The 16,233-nt window shown below is 65.5% G+C and carries 17 protein-coding genes; 9 read left to right on the top strand and 8 right to left on the bottom strand.

Annotation, left to right across the window (positions count from 1 at the left end; genetic code table 11):
* Positions 1–40 precede the first annotated feature (40 nt).
* The gene (gene fae, locus VL15_RS27310) at positions 41–565 is read right to left on the bottom strand and encodes a formaldehyde-activating enzyme (protein WP_011356415.1); all 525 of its coding nucleotides are present in this window, start codon (positions 563–565) and stop codon (positions 41–43) included.
* Positions 566–890: 325 nt separating this feature from the next.
* Between fae and VL15_RS27305 the strand changes: the two genes are divergently transcribed.
* The 3 genes from VL15_RS27305 to VL15_RS27295 all read left to right on the top strand — a co-directional run bounded on the left by VL15_RS27305 (position 891) and on the right by VL15_RS27295 (position 2,964).
* On the top strand, positions 891–1,808 hold the full coding sequence (locus VL15_RS27305; protein ID WP_048249779.1) for a LysR family transcriptional regulator: 918 nt from the start codon (positions 891–893) through the stop codon (positions 1,806–1,808).
* A 182-nt stretch (positions 1,809–1,990) separates the two neighbouring features.
* A complete protein-coding gene (locus VL15_RS27300) occupies positions 1,991–2,341 on the top strand; it encodes a hypothetical protein (protein ID WP_048249778.1) in 351 nt (116 codons plus the stop codon).
* A 62-nt stretch (positions 2,342–2,403) separates the two neighbouring features.
* Positions 2,404–2,964, top strand: a complete 561-nt coding sequence (locus VL15_RS27295; protein WP_048249777.1) for a hypothetical protein — start codon at positions 2,404–2,406, stop codon at positions 2,962–2,964.
* On the opposite strand, the gene VL15_RS27290 is transcribed toward VL15_RS27295, so the two are convergent.
* Positions 2,965–3,840: a LysR family transcriptional regulator gene (locus VL15_RS27290; protein WP_048249776.1), complete on the bottom strand. Its 876-nt coding sequence runs from the start codon at positions 3,838–3,840 to the stop codon at positions 2,965–2,967.
* 129 nt (positions 3,841–3,969) lie between these two features.
* Here VL15_RS27290 and VL15_RS27285 point away from each other — a divergent pair, with 129 nt between their 5' ends.
* Positions 3,970–5,289, top strand: coding sequence for a DUF3422 family protein (locus VL15_RS27285; protein WP_048249775.1), 1,320 nt, complete (start codon positions 3,970–3,972; stop codon positions 5,287–5,289).
* 34 nt (positions 5,290–5,323) lie between these two features.
* On the top strand, positions 5,324–5,527 hold the full coding sequence (locus VL15_RS27280) for a hypothetical protein (protein WP_048249773.1): 204 nt from the start codon (positions 5,324–5,326) through the stop codon (positions 5,525–5,527).
* A gap of 76 nt (positions 5,528–5,603) precedes the next feature.
* Here VL15_RS27280 and VL15_RS27275 read toward each other — a convergent pair whose 3' ends face one another.
* From VL15_RS27275 to cynR, 6 genes are all read right to left on the bottom strand, one after another.
* Positions 5,604–7,616 carry a phospholipase effector Tle1 domain-containing protein gene (locus tag VL15_RS27275; RefSeq protein WP_048249772.1) on the bottom strand — a complete coding sequence of 671 codons (2,013 nt, stop codon included), beginning with the start codon at positions 7,614–7,616 and terminating at the stop codon, positions 5,604–5,606.
* Positions 7,617–7,631: 15 nt separating this feature from the next.
* Positions 7,632–8,087 (bottom strand): DUF3304 domain-containing protein, encoded by a 456-nt coding sequence (locus tag VL15_RS27270; RefSeq protein WP_048249771.1) that lies wholly within the window; start codon positions 8,085–8,087, stop codon positions 7,632–7,634.
* A gap of 17 nt (positions 8,088–8,104) precedes the next feature.
* Positions 8,105–8,590: a DUF3304 domain-containing protein gene (locus tag VL15_RS27265; RefSeq protein ID WP_196319628.1), complete on the bottom strand. Its 486-nt coding sequence runs from the start codon at positions 8,588–8,590 to the stop codon at positions 8,105–8,107.
* A 10-nt stretch (positions 8,591–8,600) separates the two neighbouring features.
* The gene (locus VL15_RS27260) at positions 8,601–9,632 is read right to left on the bottom strand and encodes a DUF4123 domain-containing protein (RefSeq protein ID WP_230684527.1); all 1,032 of its coding nucleotides are present in this window, start codon (positions 9,630–9,632) and stop codon (positions 8,601–8,603) included.
* A 14-nt stretch (positions 9,633–9,646) separates the two neighbouring features.
* Positions 9,647–12,199, bottom strand: a complete 2,553-nt coding sequence (locus VL15_RS27255) for a type VI secretion system Vgr family protein (RefSeq protein WP_048249769.1) — start codon at positions 12,197–12,199, stop codon at positions 9,647–9,649.
* A gap of 199 nt (positions 12,200–12,398) precedes the next feature.
* Complete coding sequence (gene cynR / locus VL15_RS27250; RefSeq protein ID WP_048249768.1) at positions 12,399–13,295, bottom strand: transcriptional regulator CynR; 897 nt, start codon at positions 13,293–13,295, stop codon at positions 12,399–12,401.
* Positions 13,296–13,408: 113 nt separating this feature from the next.
* On the opposite strand from cynR, the gene VL15_RS27245 reads away from it, so the two are divergent.
* From VL15_RS27245 to VL15_RS27230, 4 genes are all read left to right on the top strand, one after another.
* Positions 13,409–14,068, top strand: a complete 660-nt coding sequence (locus tag VL15_RS27245; RefSeq protein WP_048249766.1) for a carbonic anhydrase — start codon at positions 13,409–13,411, stop codon at positions 14,066–14,068.
* 34 nt (positions 14,069–14,102) lie between these two features.
* On the top strand, positions 14,103–14,573 hold the full coding sequence (gene cynS / locus VL15_RS27240) for a cyanase (RefSeq protein WP_047901820.1): 471 nt from the start codon (positions 14,103–14,105) through the stop codon (positions 14,571–14,573).
* A gap of 110 nt (positions 14,574–14,683) precedes the next feature.
* Positions 14,684–15,151, top strand: coding sequence for a nucleoside deaminase (locus VL15_RS27235; protein WP_048249765.1), 468 nt, complete (start codon positions 14,684–14,686; stop codon positions 15,149–15,151).
* A 526-nt stretch (positions 15,152–15,677) separates the two neighbouring features.
* The coding region (locus VL15_RS27230) for an ABC transporter ATP-binding protein (RefSeq protein WP_048249764.1) at positions 15,678–16,233 on the top strand (556 nt) is incomplete at its 3' end.

Raw genomic sequence — 16,233 nt, 5'->3', positions numbered from 1 at the left:
GCTTCCTCCTGGTGCGGCCTGGCCGGCCGCGCGTTGTCTGTCAGTTCTTTTTCGGCGTGTAGAACGGGTTCGACACGTCGCGCGCGGCGGCGAACACGGCGTCGCGATGCGGCAGCCCTTCCATCGCGGCGACGATCGCGTTGCGGCACGCGCGGTAGTTGTTCTCGAACACGGCGTCGAGATCGTCGGTCTGCGGGTTCACCCAGTTCGCCGACACGACGACCCAGTCGTTCTCCGCTTCGGGCGGCAGCGTGCCGTTCTCGAGCGCTTCGGCCACGGCCTTCGCGATGCCGGCCTGCGACGCGCCCCACGTGGCGTTGCCGTGGAAGTCGCTGGCGATCTGCGCCTTGTTCACGTACAGCGTGAGCGGCTTGGTCGGCACGCCCGGCTGCGCGATCACGACGAACGGCGCATGGCCGGCCGACGGCGTTGCGAGCGCGGTCGCGAATGCCTGCCCGGCCGGGCCGTTGCGCGGGCCGACCAGCACGTTGATGTGCGCGAGGTTGACGCCGGGGCCTTCGAAGCCTTCGCCGATGTAGAGCTGCCTGGGTTGGGATGCGGTCATTGCGGTGTCTCGTCGATAAGGTTGGTGTGAGGCGATTGTGGTGGGCCGCGGCGCGGCCGGTGAATCGATGTTTTCTGATCGAGGTATGAGTTTTCGTCGTCTCCGTGAAAGCCCTTGGCCCAGCGCGCAAACGCCCGCCGGGCGGGCCGCGGCCGCCGTCGTGACGGCCGGCGGAACGGCATCGGCGGGTGGACGTTCGCGTCCCGGCTCCGGGTTTGTCATACCCGGGCAGGGGTTGGAGGGCCGAGCGCATCTGGACAACAATCGGCGTACTCCGAGCCCTATCTTTCGTCTTCCCTTTTCTTTTCGAAAGCGAGTAATTCCGATGGCTGCCATTCAGAAGCCCGATTGGTCGAAGCTGAGTTCGCTCGACCCGGAGCTGATCCGGGCATTCGTCGCCGTCGTCGAAAGCGGCGGCTTCACCGCGGCGGCCCGGCAACTGCATCGCACGCAGTCGACGATCAGCCTGCGCATCCGCACGCTCGAGGAGCGGCTCGATACGCACCTGTTCATGCGCAACAGCCGGCGGCTCGAACTGTCGCGCGACGGCGAGAATTTCCTGATCCACGCGCGGCGGATCATCCAGGTACAGAACGACGCGATCATCGCGTTGAAGCAGACGAGCAGCGACCGCGGCATCGTGCGCTTCGGGCTGCCCGAGGACTATGCGGAGCTGTGGCTGCCCGACCTGCTGAAGTCGTTTTATGCGATGCGGCCTGGTGCGCGCCTGCACGTGCATTGCCGGACGTCGCTCGAACTGCTCGAACGGCTGCAGGCCGGCGAACTCGACGTCGCGCTCGTCGTGCGGCACGGGCCGAACGCGGGCGGGCGGCTGCTCGGCCGTCACGACGTCGTGTGGGCCGCGCACCGGGATTTCGCGCTCGGCGCGCAGGCGTCGGTGCCGCTCGCGCTGTTTCCCGAGACGTGCTGCTACCGGCAGCGCGGGCTGCAGGCGCTCGCGACGGCCGAGCGGCCGTATCACGTCGTCTATACGAGCCAGAGCCCGACTGGCATCAAGATCGCGGTGAACCACGGCGCGGCCGTGACGATGATCGATCGCTGCACGCTGCCCGAGAACTGGCGCGTGCTCGACGAAACGGACGGGCTGCCGCCGCTGCCGGCGGCCGATCTCGAACTGCATCGCTCGCCCGGCATCTGCGACCCGCTGACCGACGATCTGGTGTCGCTGATCGAATCGATGGTCGACGAGCGGCGGCGCGCATCGCTCGAGGCGTTCGCGTAGCCGGGCAACCGCGTAGCGGGAGCGGGCGGGGCGGGCCACGCGGCACGGGGCCGGATCGATTCGGCGCGCCGCGTCCCGCATGCCGTTTTTTGCACTGCCGCCCCGTTTTTTTGCACGACGTTTATGCGGTCTCTTCTAAGCTGGGGATGTGTCGAACAGCCGAGACGGCTTCCGTCCGCTCCATGACCTTCATCCATCCCGTTCCCGCCTTCGATGCTGCCGGCCGCCAGTTGCGCGCCGGTGCACACAACAACGTCATTCCCTTCCCGCCGCCGCGCCCGCGCCTGCAGTTGCCCGTCACGCTGACGGCCGACTCCGGCGAGCGTGCGCGCACCCGGCTCGCCGCGCTGCTGAATTCCCCGCTCGGCGTGTACGTCGTCAGCGCACGCGCCGTGCGCGACGTGATTCACGTGCACTTCGACATCGCGCCGGAAGACCTCGATTTCACGCTGCACATGCTGATCGCACAGCAGGCCGACGCGGTGATCGGGCCGGTCGCGCGCCGGTTGCGGATCGGGTCGAAGGCCCGGTGAGCCGGGACATGCCGGTTGCGCGCCGCGTCGTGCGCGGCGCGGTTCCTGAATACGGAGTGCCTATGTACCTCACGGAAGAAGTGCGTACCGCGCGGCCGGCAAGCCGCCGCGTGCGGACGGCGTCGCTGCCGTCGAGCCAGCAGCTCGCGCGTCAGCTCGTGACGACGGTTCGCGTCGCCGAAGTGCTGCTGCATCAGGCGATCGTCGTGCCCGACGGGCATCAGTGGTCGGTCGACACCGAGCGGGTCGACGCGGACGGCGGGCCGCTCGCGGCCTGGGAGACCTGCGTGACGTTGCGGATCGGCAAGGTGTTCGCGCCGGCGGTCAGCCCGGCCGCACGCGTCAACGATCCCGGCCAGGTCGCAGTCGAGATCCGTCTCTGTCTGCCTGAGCAGGAGTATCTGGCCGAACGGCGCGTGAGCATCTTCGGCCGCCGCCACGGCAACCGGTTCGGCGCGACGCTGTCGGTCGCGTCCGGCGCGCAGTGGGGCTGGCAACGTGTGGAGCACGTCGCACCGGAACACCTGCACGTGCGCGGCGATACGCTCGAGGCACTCGTCGATGCGGTTGCCGCGAACGTCAATGCGGCGCTGGACGCGGCGGGTTTCGGCGCGACGCGCTGATCACGCGTCGCCGGTTTGCCCGGTCTGCCGCTGCAGGTCTTCCATCAGCTGTTCCGCGAGAAAGTCGCACGGCGGCCGCTTCGATTTCGTGCTGCGCGCCAGGATCAGTTCGAGCGGCGGCAGGTCGGGCAGCCCGTGCGAGCGGCCGAGCATCGACAGTTGCGCGGGAATCGCGCAGCGCGCGAGCGGCGCGACCGCGAGGCCGGCCTCGACCATGCTGAGCAGCCCGAGCAGGCTCGGGCTTTCATACGATGTGCGGTACGGCACCTTCGCGCGTTCGAGGCTGCGGATCGCGTTCTCGCGCGCGACGCTGCCCGGCATGAACACCGCGATCGGCAGCGGCCGCTCTTCCCACACGCGCGGCCCGTTCGTCATCGCGGCCCACGCCATCGGCTCGTGGCGGATGAAGTCGCCGGACAACCCCTTGATGCGCGTGCCGCACACGAGATCGACGGTGCCGTCCTTGATCAGCGGCGCGAGCGCGCTGCTCGGTAGCCCCATCACCTGGATCTCGACCTTCGGGTAGGTGCCGGAGAATTTCTTCAGGACCGACGGCAGCAACGACGACGCATAGTCGTCCGGCACGCCGATCACGACCTTGCCGGTCACTTCCGGTCGTACCACGGCCGCCCACGCCTCGTCGCGCAGCGCCAGCATTCGTCTGGCGAATCCCAGCAGCACTTCGCCCTCGCGCGTCAGCACGATGCTGCGCGGCTTGCGCACGAACAGCGGCCGCCCGATCGCGTCCTCGAGGCTCTTGATCTGCATGCTCACGGCCGACTGCGAGCGGTTCACGGCCTCGGCGGCGCGGGTCATGTTGCCCGTCTCCGCGACGGCGACGACGGTGGCGAGCACGTCGTGATCAAGCATCTTCATCGGTATCAGGAAAACTGAATGTAACGATCAGCATTATGCGTTTTTATTGTTGCTGTGTGTCTGCCATAGTGCGATCACGCTGGCGCTCCGCCCGGCACGCAGGCTTGAACAGGGAAAAGTGGTGTCTCGATGATCGACCATCCGTTGCGCGCCGCACTGGCCGCGGAATTGCATGCCCGGCCGTTCCTGCGGCTCGCCGAAGCCGTGTCGCTCACGCATTACGCGATCTATGCGGACGGCCAGCCCGACATCCACGAAACGCTGCTGCACGCGCTGTGCCGCGACACGGGCATAACCGCGCCGCACGAAGGCGCGACGCATTACGCGGTGCAGTCGCCATGCGGCTGGCACCTGAAGTGGGAACGCCACACCGAATTCTCGACCTTCACGTTCGTCGCGCCGCGCCGCGACACCGGCTATTTCGACGATCTGGCGATCGAAGGCATTCCTTCCGCGTGGTTCGCGCGGCTCGCCGGCATCCGCTTCGTCGCGGTGCGGATGGAACTGCTGTCGGGCGACGCCGCGCGGCTCGTCTGCGGCGACCTGCGCCGCTGGATCGACGGGCCCGCGCTCGTCGGCAGCAACGTCCTCGGCGGCGGCAAGGTGTTCTGCGACTGGCATGTGCGCGACGACGGCTTCATGCGCTTTCTCGTCGTCGACGAGGATTTCCGCGAGGAGCAGGGCGGCCGCCTGCTGCAGCGTCTCTACGAAATCGAAACGTACCGGATGATGGCGCTGCTCGCGCTGCCCGTCGCGCGCCGGATGAGCCGCGAGCTCGACGAGGTCCACGCGGCGCTGCATGCGCTGATGCAGCGGATGGACGCGAGCGGCGCCGACGGCGACGACGCGGCGCTGCTCGTCAAGCTCACGCATCTCGCGGTGCGGGTCGAATCGTTGGCGGGATCGGGCGCGCGCTTCAGCGCGTCGCGGGCGTACGAGAAGCTCGTGCTGGCGCGCATCCAGGAATTGCGCGAGGAGCGCATCGAAGGGATGCCGACGATCGCCGAGTTCATGGAGCGGCGCTTCGCACCGGCGATGGAAACGTGCCGCAGCGTGTGGGCGCGCCATGAGCAGATCGCCGCGCGGATCGCGCGCGCGGTCGACCTGCTGCGCACGCGCGTCAATCTTGCGCAGGAAAAGGACGTGACGCGCCTGCTGGCGGGCATGGAGCGTACCGCGCGCAATCAGCTTCATCTGCAGCACGCGGTCGAAGGGCTGTCGGTGGCCGCCATTTCGTACTACGTGCTGTCGCTCGCGACGGCGGCGTTCAAGGCGCTGCACGTGATGAACCTGCCGGTCGATCCCGAACTGGCGGAAGGCCTGCTGATCGCGCCGGTCGTGTTCGCGGTGATTCACATCACGCGGCGCACGCGTGCGCAGCTTGCACGATCGGAGGCCGCGCATGACGGCACGACCGTGCATGCGGCGACGTTGAAGCAGGCTGGTTAAAACATCGACAACATAATCAAGCTAAGGAGTGGAGATGACTTTTTCGCAGAAACAACCGGCGGCGCTCTTCAGCGGTTTCGATGCGTTCGACGAACCGTTGGCGGATGACGTGGGCGTGCCGGAAGAAACGCGCGTGACGTCGTATCAGGCCGTGCTGCAGGAGCCGATGACGTCGCTCGTCGGGAATACGCTCGATCGGCCGGATGTCGCGGCGGTGGCGATTCTCGGGTACAACTGACGCGGGACCGGATGCGGTTGGCGCCCGGTCGCGTGTGCGGCCGGGCGGGTTGGCTGATTGGTGCGGGGTGTACTGCTCAGTCGCCGGAGAGATCGCCGATCGACGCGCCGTGCGGAATCTGGCCGGACGTGACCTGCCGGACGTACTCGTCCTGCGCGTCCTTGAGGTTTTTCGACACGTTGCCGAGGACTTTCTTCACGTAGTCCTTCGCAACGTCGGTCTGGCGTGCGACCCAGCCTTTCTCTTCGATTTCGCGAAGCGTCATGAACACGCCGTCGCCGAGCGACACGTTGTTGAGCCGCGTAATCGTGTTGTGCACGAAGTTGTCGAAGAACGCGATCACTTCCGGCGACAGCTTCGGCGGGTGCACCCATGCGGTGGCCAATGCGCGCACGGTCTTGTCCGAGATGTCGTCGACCGTCCGGCGTTCGCCGAAGGTGAACTGCGGGACCTTGGAATTCGGATCCTGGCCCTTGTAGTACCAGTCCCGGCCTTCGTAGTCGGGCAAGCCCCCGCCACTCGTGAAGATCGACTTGTAGACGTCGGAGTCGACGGTATTGATGAACAGGTTGCTGCCGGTGCTCGAGTGAGCCGTGCGATCGTGAACGAAGCGCGCCCATGACACGAACAGCTTCTGGTGTTCGAGGAAGTGGTTTTCGAGCGGGCCGTTCGATTTCGGCAGCATGGCGTTGTACGCGCCGAACAGATCGTTGACGTTGAGATCTTTGCCGTTGACGTTGACGGTCTTCCGGTAGTCGAATTCGCGTGCAGCCATCGGCGATATCGCCCGCAATTTTGCGAGCGGCAGCATCGGTACGCCGGCCGACCACGCACGGTCCAGCATGTTGCGTGCGGATATGCGAGCCAGCTCGGCCGATTTCTGATCTTCTCCTTCGACGAATCCGCCGCCGACGTCCGACTGGCTGCCCGGATAGACGATTTCCTGAAGATTCGCGTGATCCGACGACTTTCGCGGCGAATCCAGGTTTTTGTAAAAGCGCAGTTCGGTCGCGGCGACGTGGTGGACGATCGACTTGAATTCCTTCTGGATATCGAATTGCCCGAGCGTTTGTTTGGACAGCGCGACGAACAGGCTCAATGCCTTGATGCTCAGGCTGGCGACCTTTCCCTCTCCGGGAACGATACCCAGTGCCGGCGCGACGACCTTGGTGAAAATCGAATCCGCGTAGGAAGTCGATACGCAATCGAAGAGTCCCATGAAATCGAACTGGACTTCGATGCCGTCGTAAGTGATTTTTCCGTCTTTCTGCTTGCACGTCTTTCCGATCAGTTCGTTCGCGAACTTGCGCGCAATCACGCCGCCACGGTCATATCCGAAAAGCGAGACGCGGATGCGCTTGATTTCACGCGGATCGGCTGCCTTTGCATGCGCGACGTTGTTCTTGAAATCGTCGACCGCCTTGTTGACGCGTGCATCGAAACCCGTACCCATATAGCCGGCAGAGAATTCACTGTCGCGGACAGCCGGAACGGAATCCGCCACTATCGTCACGGCGGCCGGCAGCAAGTCGGCGGTCACCTTCTTGGCGGTCAATGATTCCTTGATCTGACCTCTCGCGGTTTCCCCGGCGTGCTCCAGTCCGTCGAGGATCGACGATTTGCCTCGGGTCAGCAGCCCTTTGTCCGCAGGGGTGTCGAGAAACCGCTTGCCGATGTCGGTAGCGATCTTCTTGCCGGGATCCTTGATCAGCTTGCCGTCGGCTTCCTTGAGCAGCGCGGCGCTGGAGTCGGTCACGATCTTCTTGGCCGTGCCGACGGTTTGCACCGACAGGTCCCGGCCCATGCCCTCGTAATACATCTTGTAGATGCCGAACTCGTCGCTGCTGTCCGTGTGCGCGTTGAAGAGACGTGCGATATTCGACAGGCGATCGGTGTCGGCCATTCCTTGCGCGAAGCCGTCGAAGAAGAAGCTCTGATAGATCTCCTGATTGCAACGGAAGCACGGGCTCGGCGGTTCGGCCGGAAGTTGCGCGCTGACACTCGCGGCGCGTGCAGCTCGCGATGCCGCGGCGCCCGATTCGGATTGGCTTTGCGTGGCGCCTTGTGCGGCGGCGGCTTCATTCGGCATGCTTTCCTCGCTCGACTAGTTGGTGGCGCGCATGCGCGGCATCGTCGGATATTCGACCCATTCGGCTTCGATCTTGCGGTCAGGCAGAAAATGGAATTCGATATAGCCGTCGCGCTTGTTGGGCAACTTCGGGACGGCGATGTCCGTCTCGTAGATTTCCGGCGACAGGTTCTTGGCATCTTCTTCAGGCGTCAGGTCGTACGTGACTTTCAGATGCCAGGTCTTTTTGCTGCGCGGTACCTCCATGCAACAGACGGTGCCGCCGCCGCCGCCGAATTGACGGGCGTGCACGCTGCCTGCGCCGAAGCCCTCGACGACGAAGTTATATACCCCGCGGTCGGTGTAGTTGAAACCCACGACGCGATAGGGCCCGTAGCTCGCAGTCTGCGCATGTACCCACCACGCGCCGCTCAGCAGTAGTACGGCGACGACGATCGGGTTGCGAATGAGGCGGCGAAGTAGATTCAGCATGTCGGTGTTCCTGGCATTCAGTTCGTCGTGGACGAGGCGTTGCTCGTTGTATTCGGGTTGTGCGGAACTGTCGGATATCCGACCCATTTGGCTTCGATTTTTCGATCAGGAAGGAAATGGAATTCAATATATCCCTGGGATTTGTCCGGCAACGCCGGAACCGGAATATCCGTTTCATAAACGTCGAACGGTAAGTTTTTCTTGTACTGGTCCTGAGTCAACTCGTACTTGATCTTGATATGCCAGGTCTTTTGGCCGCGGGGTACGTCCATGCAGCATACGGACTTGCCGCCGCCGCCGCGTTTATGGGTGGCAGAGCCTCCCGCCCCAAACCCGTCGATAGTGAAACTGTAGATACTACGATCCGTGAAGTTGTATCCGATGACGCGATACGGCCCGTCGCTCTCGGCGTGTGCCTGCATACCCGACAAGCCCCCAGTGATCGCGATCCCTGCCGCAGCCACCCGGCCCACCACCCGACGCATTCCGCTCGACATTCCCATCTCCCGCCACTCAACCGGCTTCGGGCTGCGTATCGATCATCGCCGCGATCGCCTGCTGCCGCTCGGCGGCATAACCCGCCAGCGGGTGCCCATCCAGCAGTTCCGTCCATACCGCTTCATCGACCGCCGCGAGCGTGTCCGACAACGGCGGCGGATCGTCCCCGCGCGCCGCAATCTTGTCGGCGATCGCCGGATGCAGGTCGAACGCCGGATGCACGTTCATCCCGACCAGCACGAAATACGCGAGATCGTTCTCGTTCGCGAACCCGTACCGCTCCCGCGCCCGCGCGACCAGATCCTTCACATAGCGAATGCCCCAGCGGTCCGGCACAGCCGACATGGGCGGCAGGAATTCGTCGCGCAACTGGAAATAGAGCGTTTCCGCAAACCCTTCGCGCGCAAGCGCGTCGTATTGCGCGTCCGTGAACACGATCGGTGTCGCGGCGGGTGCGGGCAGCGGCCCATGTTCCTCGCCCGCCACGGCCTCCCACGGGTCGAACCGGTAACGCAACTCGACGAATGCGGCCAGCAGTTCGCGCCGTTGCACGGGCGTCAGGACCGGCACGAGGATTTCGAGGATCGACGGATCGTAATAACGCAGCAGCGCCTGGCGCGTGTCGGGCAACGTCGCCTCGGCAAGCGGGTGCAGATAAGCGGCGAACTCGGGTAACGCATGGCCGGTCGCGAGCCAGACGACGAGATCCGACTCGCCGCCGGCATTCAGCAGGTCGAGCATCGTCGCGCGCGATGCGTCGTCGTCTGCGCTCAGGTCGAGCAGGAACGGGCCGATTTCAGGCCGCGACGCCTCGAGCATCGCGGCGGGATACAGCGATTGCCACGCGATGCCTTGCGCGCGGGCTGCACCGAGCATCGTGTCGTCCAGCGCGCCGTCGACGAGCGCCAGCAGGCGCAGCGGGCGCGTGTGAGCGGCTTGCTGCGTGCGATGCCAGTCGCGCAAACCGTCGTGCCGCTGCACGGCGGTCGTGCGCGGCCATTGCGCCGGCAGCGGCAACGCGCGCGTCAGATCGTGAAACGGTTTCATGGAGGCGGCGGATTTCATGTGCGGGGCGTCAATGCGGACTTCATTTTCGCGGCGCTGCGCCGGCATTCCGAACACACGCCTTCGGGCAGGCGCGGCAGCGGGTAGTCGGTGCTGGCCGGGCCCGAGAAGCTGTGGTTGCCGCCCTTGAAATCCACCTTGCCGGGCGCGTGAATCTCGATGTTGCCGTTGCCGATGCGGATATACGCGCCGCCGGACGTCAACAGGATCGGCTGCTTCGACGCGAGGTCGATCTGCGCGGTGGCGGCGACGATCTTCACGGTCTTCTGCGCGGTGAGTTCGACATCGTCGTCGTGCGCGCGGATCTCGATCTTGCCTTTGCCGGCGAACAGCTTCATCCCGGCGTTCTGCGCGAACAGGCTGACCGACGAGATCACGCTCGCGACCAGCGATTTACCCGCCGCGATGTGGGTGTTCTGGCCGCTGACGACGTTGACATGCCGGTCGGCAACGATCTGCAGCGATTGCTGGCTGGCCATCCCGATGCCGGCCGGGCTGCCGAACAGCATCACGGGCTGCGTGAACGCGTTCGCGTTGCCCGTGCCGCCGCCCGCCGTGCGGCCGCCCGATGCGGTACCGGGCACGCTCTGCTGGGTTGCGTCGGTGAACGTCTTCAGCGCGTCGCGACCGGGTTTCAGCGTGTCTGCCTGGTGTGTCTCGCTCACGTCGGACAGCGATTCGAGCAGGCTTTCGGCACCGACGAGCTGTTGCTGCGCCTCGCGCACGTCGAGCGGCTGGCTCGACACGGCCTTCGGATGCGTCGTGACGTACAGGCCCTGGTTCGCACGCACGGCGCCGTATGCATCGGTCCGAAGGTCGAAGCCGCTGCCGACGTACGCGCCGCGCGTGTTGCCGGACTGCTCGATCAGATAACCGACATGCAGCAGGCTGTTCGCGGTGCTGCTAAAGAGCTGCGAGCGGTTCTGCCCGGTCGCGTCGTCCATCACGAGCTGGTTGTAGCCGCTGCCCGCGTATTCCTTCGAGCGGAAGCCGGACAGCAGCCCGTCCGTGTGCCACTGCGGTTGGGTCGCGCCGTTGTAGAGCCGCGCCGTGACGATCGGCCGGTCACAGTCGCCGGACATCCAGTCGACGACCACTTCCTCGCCGATGCGCGGCACGTGCACGCTGCCGTATCCGCCGCCCGTGTCCGACGACGCGACGCGCAGCCAGCACGACGCGCGCTCGTCGCCTTCGTTCAGGCGATCCCAGTGGAACCGGACCTTGATCCGGTTCAGTTCGTCGGTATGCACTTCCTCGCCTTTCGGCCCCGCGACGGTCGCGGTCTGCAGGTGCATCTCGGGCTTCGGATGCTCGAACGGGCTGCGGAACGGCACCGTCTGGCGCTGCGCTTCGATCTCGACGAAATAAAAGCCCTCGCTGCCGTCGGCGTGGCGCACGGTCATCGCGCCGGCCGCGTCGCCGAGCTGCGCCTGCATCGCGTCGAACTGCGCGGCCAGGCCGTGCGGAAAATGCGACGGCACGGCCGGAATGTTGTTCTTGATCCACCAGACCGTCTCGACGACGGCGAACCGGTTGCCGTCCTGTTCGGACGGCGGATGGGCCGCATGGTCGGTCAGCTCGAACACCCGGCCCGCGTCGATGCCGCGCATGCCGCCGAATCCGTGGAACCGCTTCGCGCGCGATTCCCATTCTTCCATCCGGATGGTCGACTGGCGATTGCCGTCGCCCTGGGCGCCGTACGTATAGGGGCCCGTGTACGTATAGACCTCGGCCTGGTTCGGCAGGTCGCCCTGATCCGGCCGGGTCGGGACATCGGTGCCCTTCGGGTTGAGCGCGGTGCCGGGCGACTTGTAGTCGAACGTGCGCGTCGTGTAATGACTGCTCTGCAGGGTGCGCGTGCCCGACCATTGGACGAGCGCCTGGGTTTCGTCGCCCGAGGCCGTGCGCTGGAACGGCACGCGGGCCGGCGCGGCGGCGGGCAGCGAATGGAGCGAATCGGTAATCACCAGCGTGTGGTGCGAGCCGTCCCCGGCCTGCTCGAAATAGCCGAACAGGCCTTCGTCCTCGAGCAGGCGATGGACGAAATGCCAGTCATGCTCGAACTGCATGCAGAACGAGCGGTTCCGCAGCGGTGCCGAGAGCGCGAACCGGAACATGCCGGCGGCTTGCGGATGCTGGTTGAAGACGTCGGTCAGGATTTCGTCGGCAGTGCGATCCTGCCAGATGCGCTGGTCGCGGCGGTACCGGAGGAAGCCGAGCCACGACATGAAACGGAGCTGGTACGCGGTGATGCCGCCGTCGAAGCCGAGCCGGCGCGCGGTCTGCACGTAGCCGTGCCACGGCAGATAGGTGTTGCCTTGCTGTTCGATCCACAGCGTGACGGGCTGCGCGATCAGCTTCTTCAGCTCGATATTGTCGCGGGTCGAGACGGCGTCGACGGTCAACGTGAAATCGCGGCCCAGCCGCGATACGCCGTGAACGGTCTGGGGCAGCAGGACATTCTGGCCCAGCGGCGTATCGAGCTTGAGCAGGCGAGCTTGCTGAAACAGGCCGCCGCCGATCGCGCGAACCAGTTCTTGGGAATTCATCGTCGTGGCCCTCTTGAATCGAGAACGATGAGCAGGGAGGCGATTCGACCGCCGGTTTTATCGTACAAATTCTCTCGATCGGCGATTTTACAGGATAAATCGCGGGACTCCGGCGTTGCGGCGCCGGCGGGTAGCGCTGCCCCGGCGCGTCATGCGCGACCGGCCCGACGGCCGCCGGCGACCGCGTATGGCGGCCGTGCTACCGCGTGCGGGTGGCCGGTCCCGCCCCGTGCGCGAGCGCCAGCTCGACGAACGCACGCGCGGCCGCGCTCCGGTACGCGCCCTTGCGCTGCAGCAGCACGGCGGTGCGCCGCAGCACGGCCGGGTCGAGCGCGACGGCAACGAGATCGTCGTGCCCGGTCGCGATCGTCGCGGGCAGCAGCGTCGCGAGATTCGTGCGGCGCACGATCTCGATCACCGCACCCAGCGAATTCGCCTCCATCTGCACGCGCGGCTGCACGTCGTGCTCGCGGAAATAACGGTCGATCTGCGTGCGCGTCGCGAATTCGGCGGTCAGCAGCACGAGCGGTGCGTCGTGCAGCGCGCGCAGGCCGGCCTTGCGTTTCCCGGCGAGCGCGTGCCGACGGTTCACGACGAGCGCGAGCGTCTCGACCAGCAGCGTTTCCACTTCGATATCCGCCGTCTGCACGTCCTCGAACGCGATGCCGACATCGAGCTCGTCGTCGACGAGCAGCGCCTCGATGCGCTCCTGCGACATCTCGCGTACCGACAGCGACACGTCCGGATAACGACCGTGAAATGCCTCGACGAGCGGCCCGACGAGATAGCTCGTGAAGGTCGGCGTGACCGCGAGCCGCAGCGAGCCGCGGCTGAGATCCTGCACGTCGTGAATCGCGCGCCGGCCTTCCGCGAGATCGTGCAGTGCCTGTCGCGCATAGCGGAAATACACCTCGCCTGAATCCGTCAGCCGCGTGACGCGCCCGCTGCGATCGAACAACTGCGCGCCGAGCGTCTCCTCGAGCTGGCGGATCTGCTGCGACAGCGCGGGCTGCGACACGTGCAGCGCGGCGGCCGCACGCGTGAAGCTGCGGTGTTCGGCAACGGCCAGGAAGTAATGGATATGGCGCAGCAGCATGGCGATTCCTATAAGTCTTGCTTATCGGCCTGATCATAAATCAGTCTTTTACCTTATTGGAAGCGCGGCGTAACCTGCCCTTCATCGATTTCACCCGAACCGGAGAACAGGCGATGAAGGACATCATTGAAGGCTTCCTGAAGTTCCAGCGCGACGCCTATCCGGCGCGCGCCGCGCTGTTTCGCGATCTCGCGCGCAGCCAGAACCCGCGTGCGCTGTTCATCTCGTGCTCGGACAGCCGGCTCGTGCCGGAACTCGTCACGCAGCGCGAACCGGGCGATCTGTTCGTGATCCGCAATGCCGGCAACATCGTGCCGTCGTACGGCCCGGAGCCGGGCGGCGTGTCGGCGTCGGTCGAATACGCGGTGGCCGCGCTGCGCGTGACCGACGTCGTGATCTGCGGGCATTCCGATTGCGGCGCGATGACGGCGATCGCGACCTGCCAGTGCATGGACCACATGCCGGCCGTCGGCCACTGGCTGCGCTACGCCGATTCGGCGCGCGTCGTGAACGAGGCGCGCACGCATCGCAGCGAACGCGAGCGGATCGACTCGATGGTGCGCGAGAACGTCGTCGCGCAACTCGCGAACCTGAAGACGCACCCTGCCGTGCGGCTCGCGCTTGAAGAAGGGCGTCTCGCGTTGCACGGCTGGGTCTACGACATCGAATCGGGCTGCATCGACGCCTGTGACGGCGCGACCGGCCGGTTCGTCTCCCTGGCGGACCATCCAGGCGTCCGCGCCACGCCCGCGACGCTTTCCGTCGCGGCCTGAAGCCTTTCCACCTACCCACCCACGAGGTATTGCCATGATCCAGTCCCAACACAGCCAGACCGCCCGCCACGCGCTTGCGGAGACCGTCGTCCTCGCGAAGGCACGCAAGAACCTGTCGTTCGCGCAGCTCACCGAAGGCACGGGCCTGAGCGAAGCGTTCGTCACGGCCGCGCTGCTCGGCCAGCATGCGCTGCCGGCGGACGCGGCGCGTGTCGTCGCCGACAAGCTCGGCCTCGACGACGACGCGGTGCTGCTGCTGCAGACGATCCCGCTGCGCGGCAGCATCGACGATCGCGTGCCGACCGACCCGACCATTTACCGCTTCTACGAAATGCTGCAGGTGTACGGCACGACGCTGAAGGCGCTCGTCCACGAGAAGTTCGGCGACGGCATCATCAGCGCGATCAATTTCCGGCTCGACGTGAAGAAGGTCGACGATCCCGAAGGCGGTTCGCGCGCGGTGATCACGCTCGACGGCAAGTACCTGCCGACCAAGCCGTTCTGACGCCGGTGCTGCGCGGCGCCGCGACGACGGAGCCGCGCGGGTTCGCTCGACGTGCGTCGGCCACGGGCCGGCGCGCGTTTCCGTCATCCCGTTTCAACGAGGACGCAGCCATGGATTTTGTGAAGCACACGATCGATCTTGCGATGAAGAACGTGGAAGAGGGCGGCCGCCCGTTCGCGACGGTGATCGTCCGCGACGGCGAGATCGTCGCGGAGAGCCCGAACCTCGTCGCGCAGACCAGCGACCCGACGGCACACGCTGAGATCCTCGCGGTGCGCGACGCGTGCCGCAAGCTCGGCACCGAGCACCTGACCGACTGCGAGATCTACATCCTCGCGAGCCCGTGCCCGATGTGCCTCGGCTCGCTGTACTACTGCAGCCCGAAGCGCGTGATCTACATCACGACGCGCGAGGACTACGCGCCGTTCTACCGCGACGACCGCAAGTACTTCGAGCTCGACACGTTCTATGCCGAGTTCGCGAAGCCGATCGGTGAACGAAGGCTGCCGATGGTGCAGCAGAAACACGGTGACGCTATCGGCGTCTACCGGCGCTGGAAGGAACTGAACGCGAAGTGACGTGACCCGCGCGGCGCACCTGTCGCGCGGCGCAGCCGCCCCGGCTGCTCGTTTTCCCCACCCTCCGCTCCGCCCGACGGCTGACGTACCGCCGGGCGCCCGTGCTGCCGCGCGGGTTTGTGTCGTGCCCCCCGTTTTCCCGCCTCCCCAAACATCGATCCCGTTCAATGTCCGGAACGGAAATCCGCGATCCATAAAGTTTTTGACGGGTTTAAAAATTCGCACTGGAGACGACAGAAACGTGCGGAAAGCCCGATGAAAACCAATGAAATGTTCATGACAGCCGGCGCGACGACCGATGCCGGTCGTGGCTGATTGCCGCCGATCGCCGTGCGTTGCCCTCACACCTGCCTCGTTGCGCCATTCGTTCCGGATGAGGAATCGCTCGATCCCTCTCCGCCTGTGCCGCGCGACCTTGCGACCGGTCGCGCCTGACGCCTGAGATTCGCTTACCTGCTTAACACGGACCATCATGAAACGGGATTCATTCAGTACACCTGATGCGGTGCGTCGCACGACGACGGAAATGCTCAAGCCGAACGACACCTTCGTGCGCATCGAAAACGTCGTGAAGAAATTCGGCGACAGCACGGCCGTCGACAACGTAAACCTGACGATCGCGAAGAACGAACTGTTCGCGCTGCTCGGCAGCTCGGGCTGCGGCAAGTCCACGCTGCTGCGCATGCTCGCCGGGCTGGAAACGGCCACCTCCGGCAAGATCTTCGTCGACGGCGAAGACCTCGCATCGCTGCCGCCGTACCGTCGCCCCGTGAACATGATGTTCCAGTCGTACGCGCTGTTCCCGCACATGTCGGTCGAATCGAACGTCGCGTTCGGCCTGAAGCAGGAAGGCACGCCGAAAAACGAGATCAAGGAACGCGTGGCCGACGCGCTCGCACTCGTGCAGATGAGCAAGTACGCGCAACGCAAGCCGCATCAGCTCTCCGGCGGCCAGCAGCAGCGCGTCGCGCTGGCCCGCTCGCTGGTCAAGCGCCCGAAGCTGCTGCTGCTCGACGAGCCGATGTCCGCGCTCGACAAGAAGATCCGCCAGAAGACCCAGCTCGAACTCGTGAACATCATCG

Origin of the sequence: Burkholderia cepacia, from assembly GCF_001039005.1 — a bacterium.
GTDB classification, from domain to species: Bacteria; Pseudomonadota; Gammaproteobacteria; order Burkholderiales; family Burkholderiaceae; genus Burkholderia; species Burkholderia theae.
This window is presented reverse-complemented; position numbering and strand designations above follow the sequence as displayed.

Coding starts and splice junctions, on each gene's coding strand:
- fae (WP_011356415.1), bottom strand. CDS start 565: ATGACCGCATCCCAACCCAGGCAGCTCTACATCGGCGAAGGCTTCGAA.
- VL15_RS27305 (WP_048249779.1), top strand. CDS start 891: ATGGCTGCCATTCAGAAGCCCGATTGGTCGAAGCTGAGTTCGCTCGAC.
- VL15_RS27300 (WP_048249778.1), top strand. CDS start 1,991: ATGACCTTCATCCATCCCGTTCCCGCCTTCGATGCTGCCGGCCGCCAG.
- VL15_RS27295 (WP_048249777.1), top strand. CDS start 2,404: ATGTACCTCACGGAAGAAGTGCGTACCGCGCGGCCGGCAAGCCGCCGC.
- VL15_RS27290 (WP_048249776.1), bottom strand. CDS start 3,840: ATGAAGATGCTTGATCACGACGTGCTCGCCACCGTCGTCGCCGTCGCG.
- VL15_RS27285 (WP_048249775.1), top strand. CDS start 3,970: ATGATCGACCATCCGTTGCGCGCCGCACTGGCCGCGGAATTGCATGCC.
- VL15_RS27280 (WP_048249773.1), top strand. CDS start 5,324: ATGACTTTTTCGCAGAAACAACCGGCGGCGCTCTTCAGCGGTTTCGAT.
- VL15_RS27275 (WP_048249772.1), bottom strand. CDS start 7,616: ATGCCGAATGAAGCCGCCGCCGCACAAGGCGCCACGCAAAGCCAATCC.
- VL15_RS27270 (WP_048249771.1), bottom strand. CDS start 8,087: ATGCTGAATCTACTTCGCCGCCTCATTCGCAACCCGATCGTCGTCGCC.
- VL15_RS27265 (WP_196319628.1), bottom strand. CDS start 8,590: ATGGGAATGTCGAGCGGAATGCGTCGGGTGGTGGGCCGGGTGGCTGCG.
- VL15_RS27260 (WP_230684527.1), bottom strand. CDS start 9,632: ATGAAACCGTTTCACGATCTGACGCGCGCGTTGCCGCTGCCGGCGCAA.
- VL15_RS27255 (WP_048249769.1), bottom strand. CDS start 12,199: ATGAATTCCCAAGAACTGGTTCGCGCGATCGGCGGCGGCCTGTTTCAG.
- cynR (WP_048249768.1), bottom strand. CDS start 13,295: ATGCTGCTGCGCCATATCCATTACTTCCTGGCCGTTGCCGAACACCGC.
- VL15_RS27245 (WP_048249766.1), top strand. CDS start 13,409: ATGAAGGACATCATTGAAGGCTTCCTGAAGTTCCAGCGCGACGCCTAT.
- cynS (WP_047901820.1), top strand. CDS start 14,103: ATGATCCAGTCCCAACACAGCCAGACCGCCCGCCACGCGCTTGCGGAG.
- VL15_RS27235 (WP_048249765.1), top strand. CDS start 14,684: ATGGATTTTGTGAAGCACACGATCGATCTTGCGATGAAGAACGTGGAA.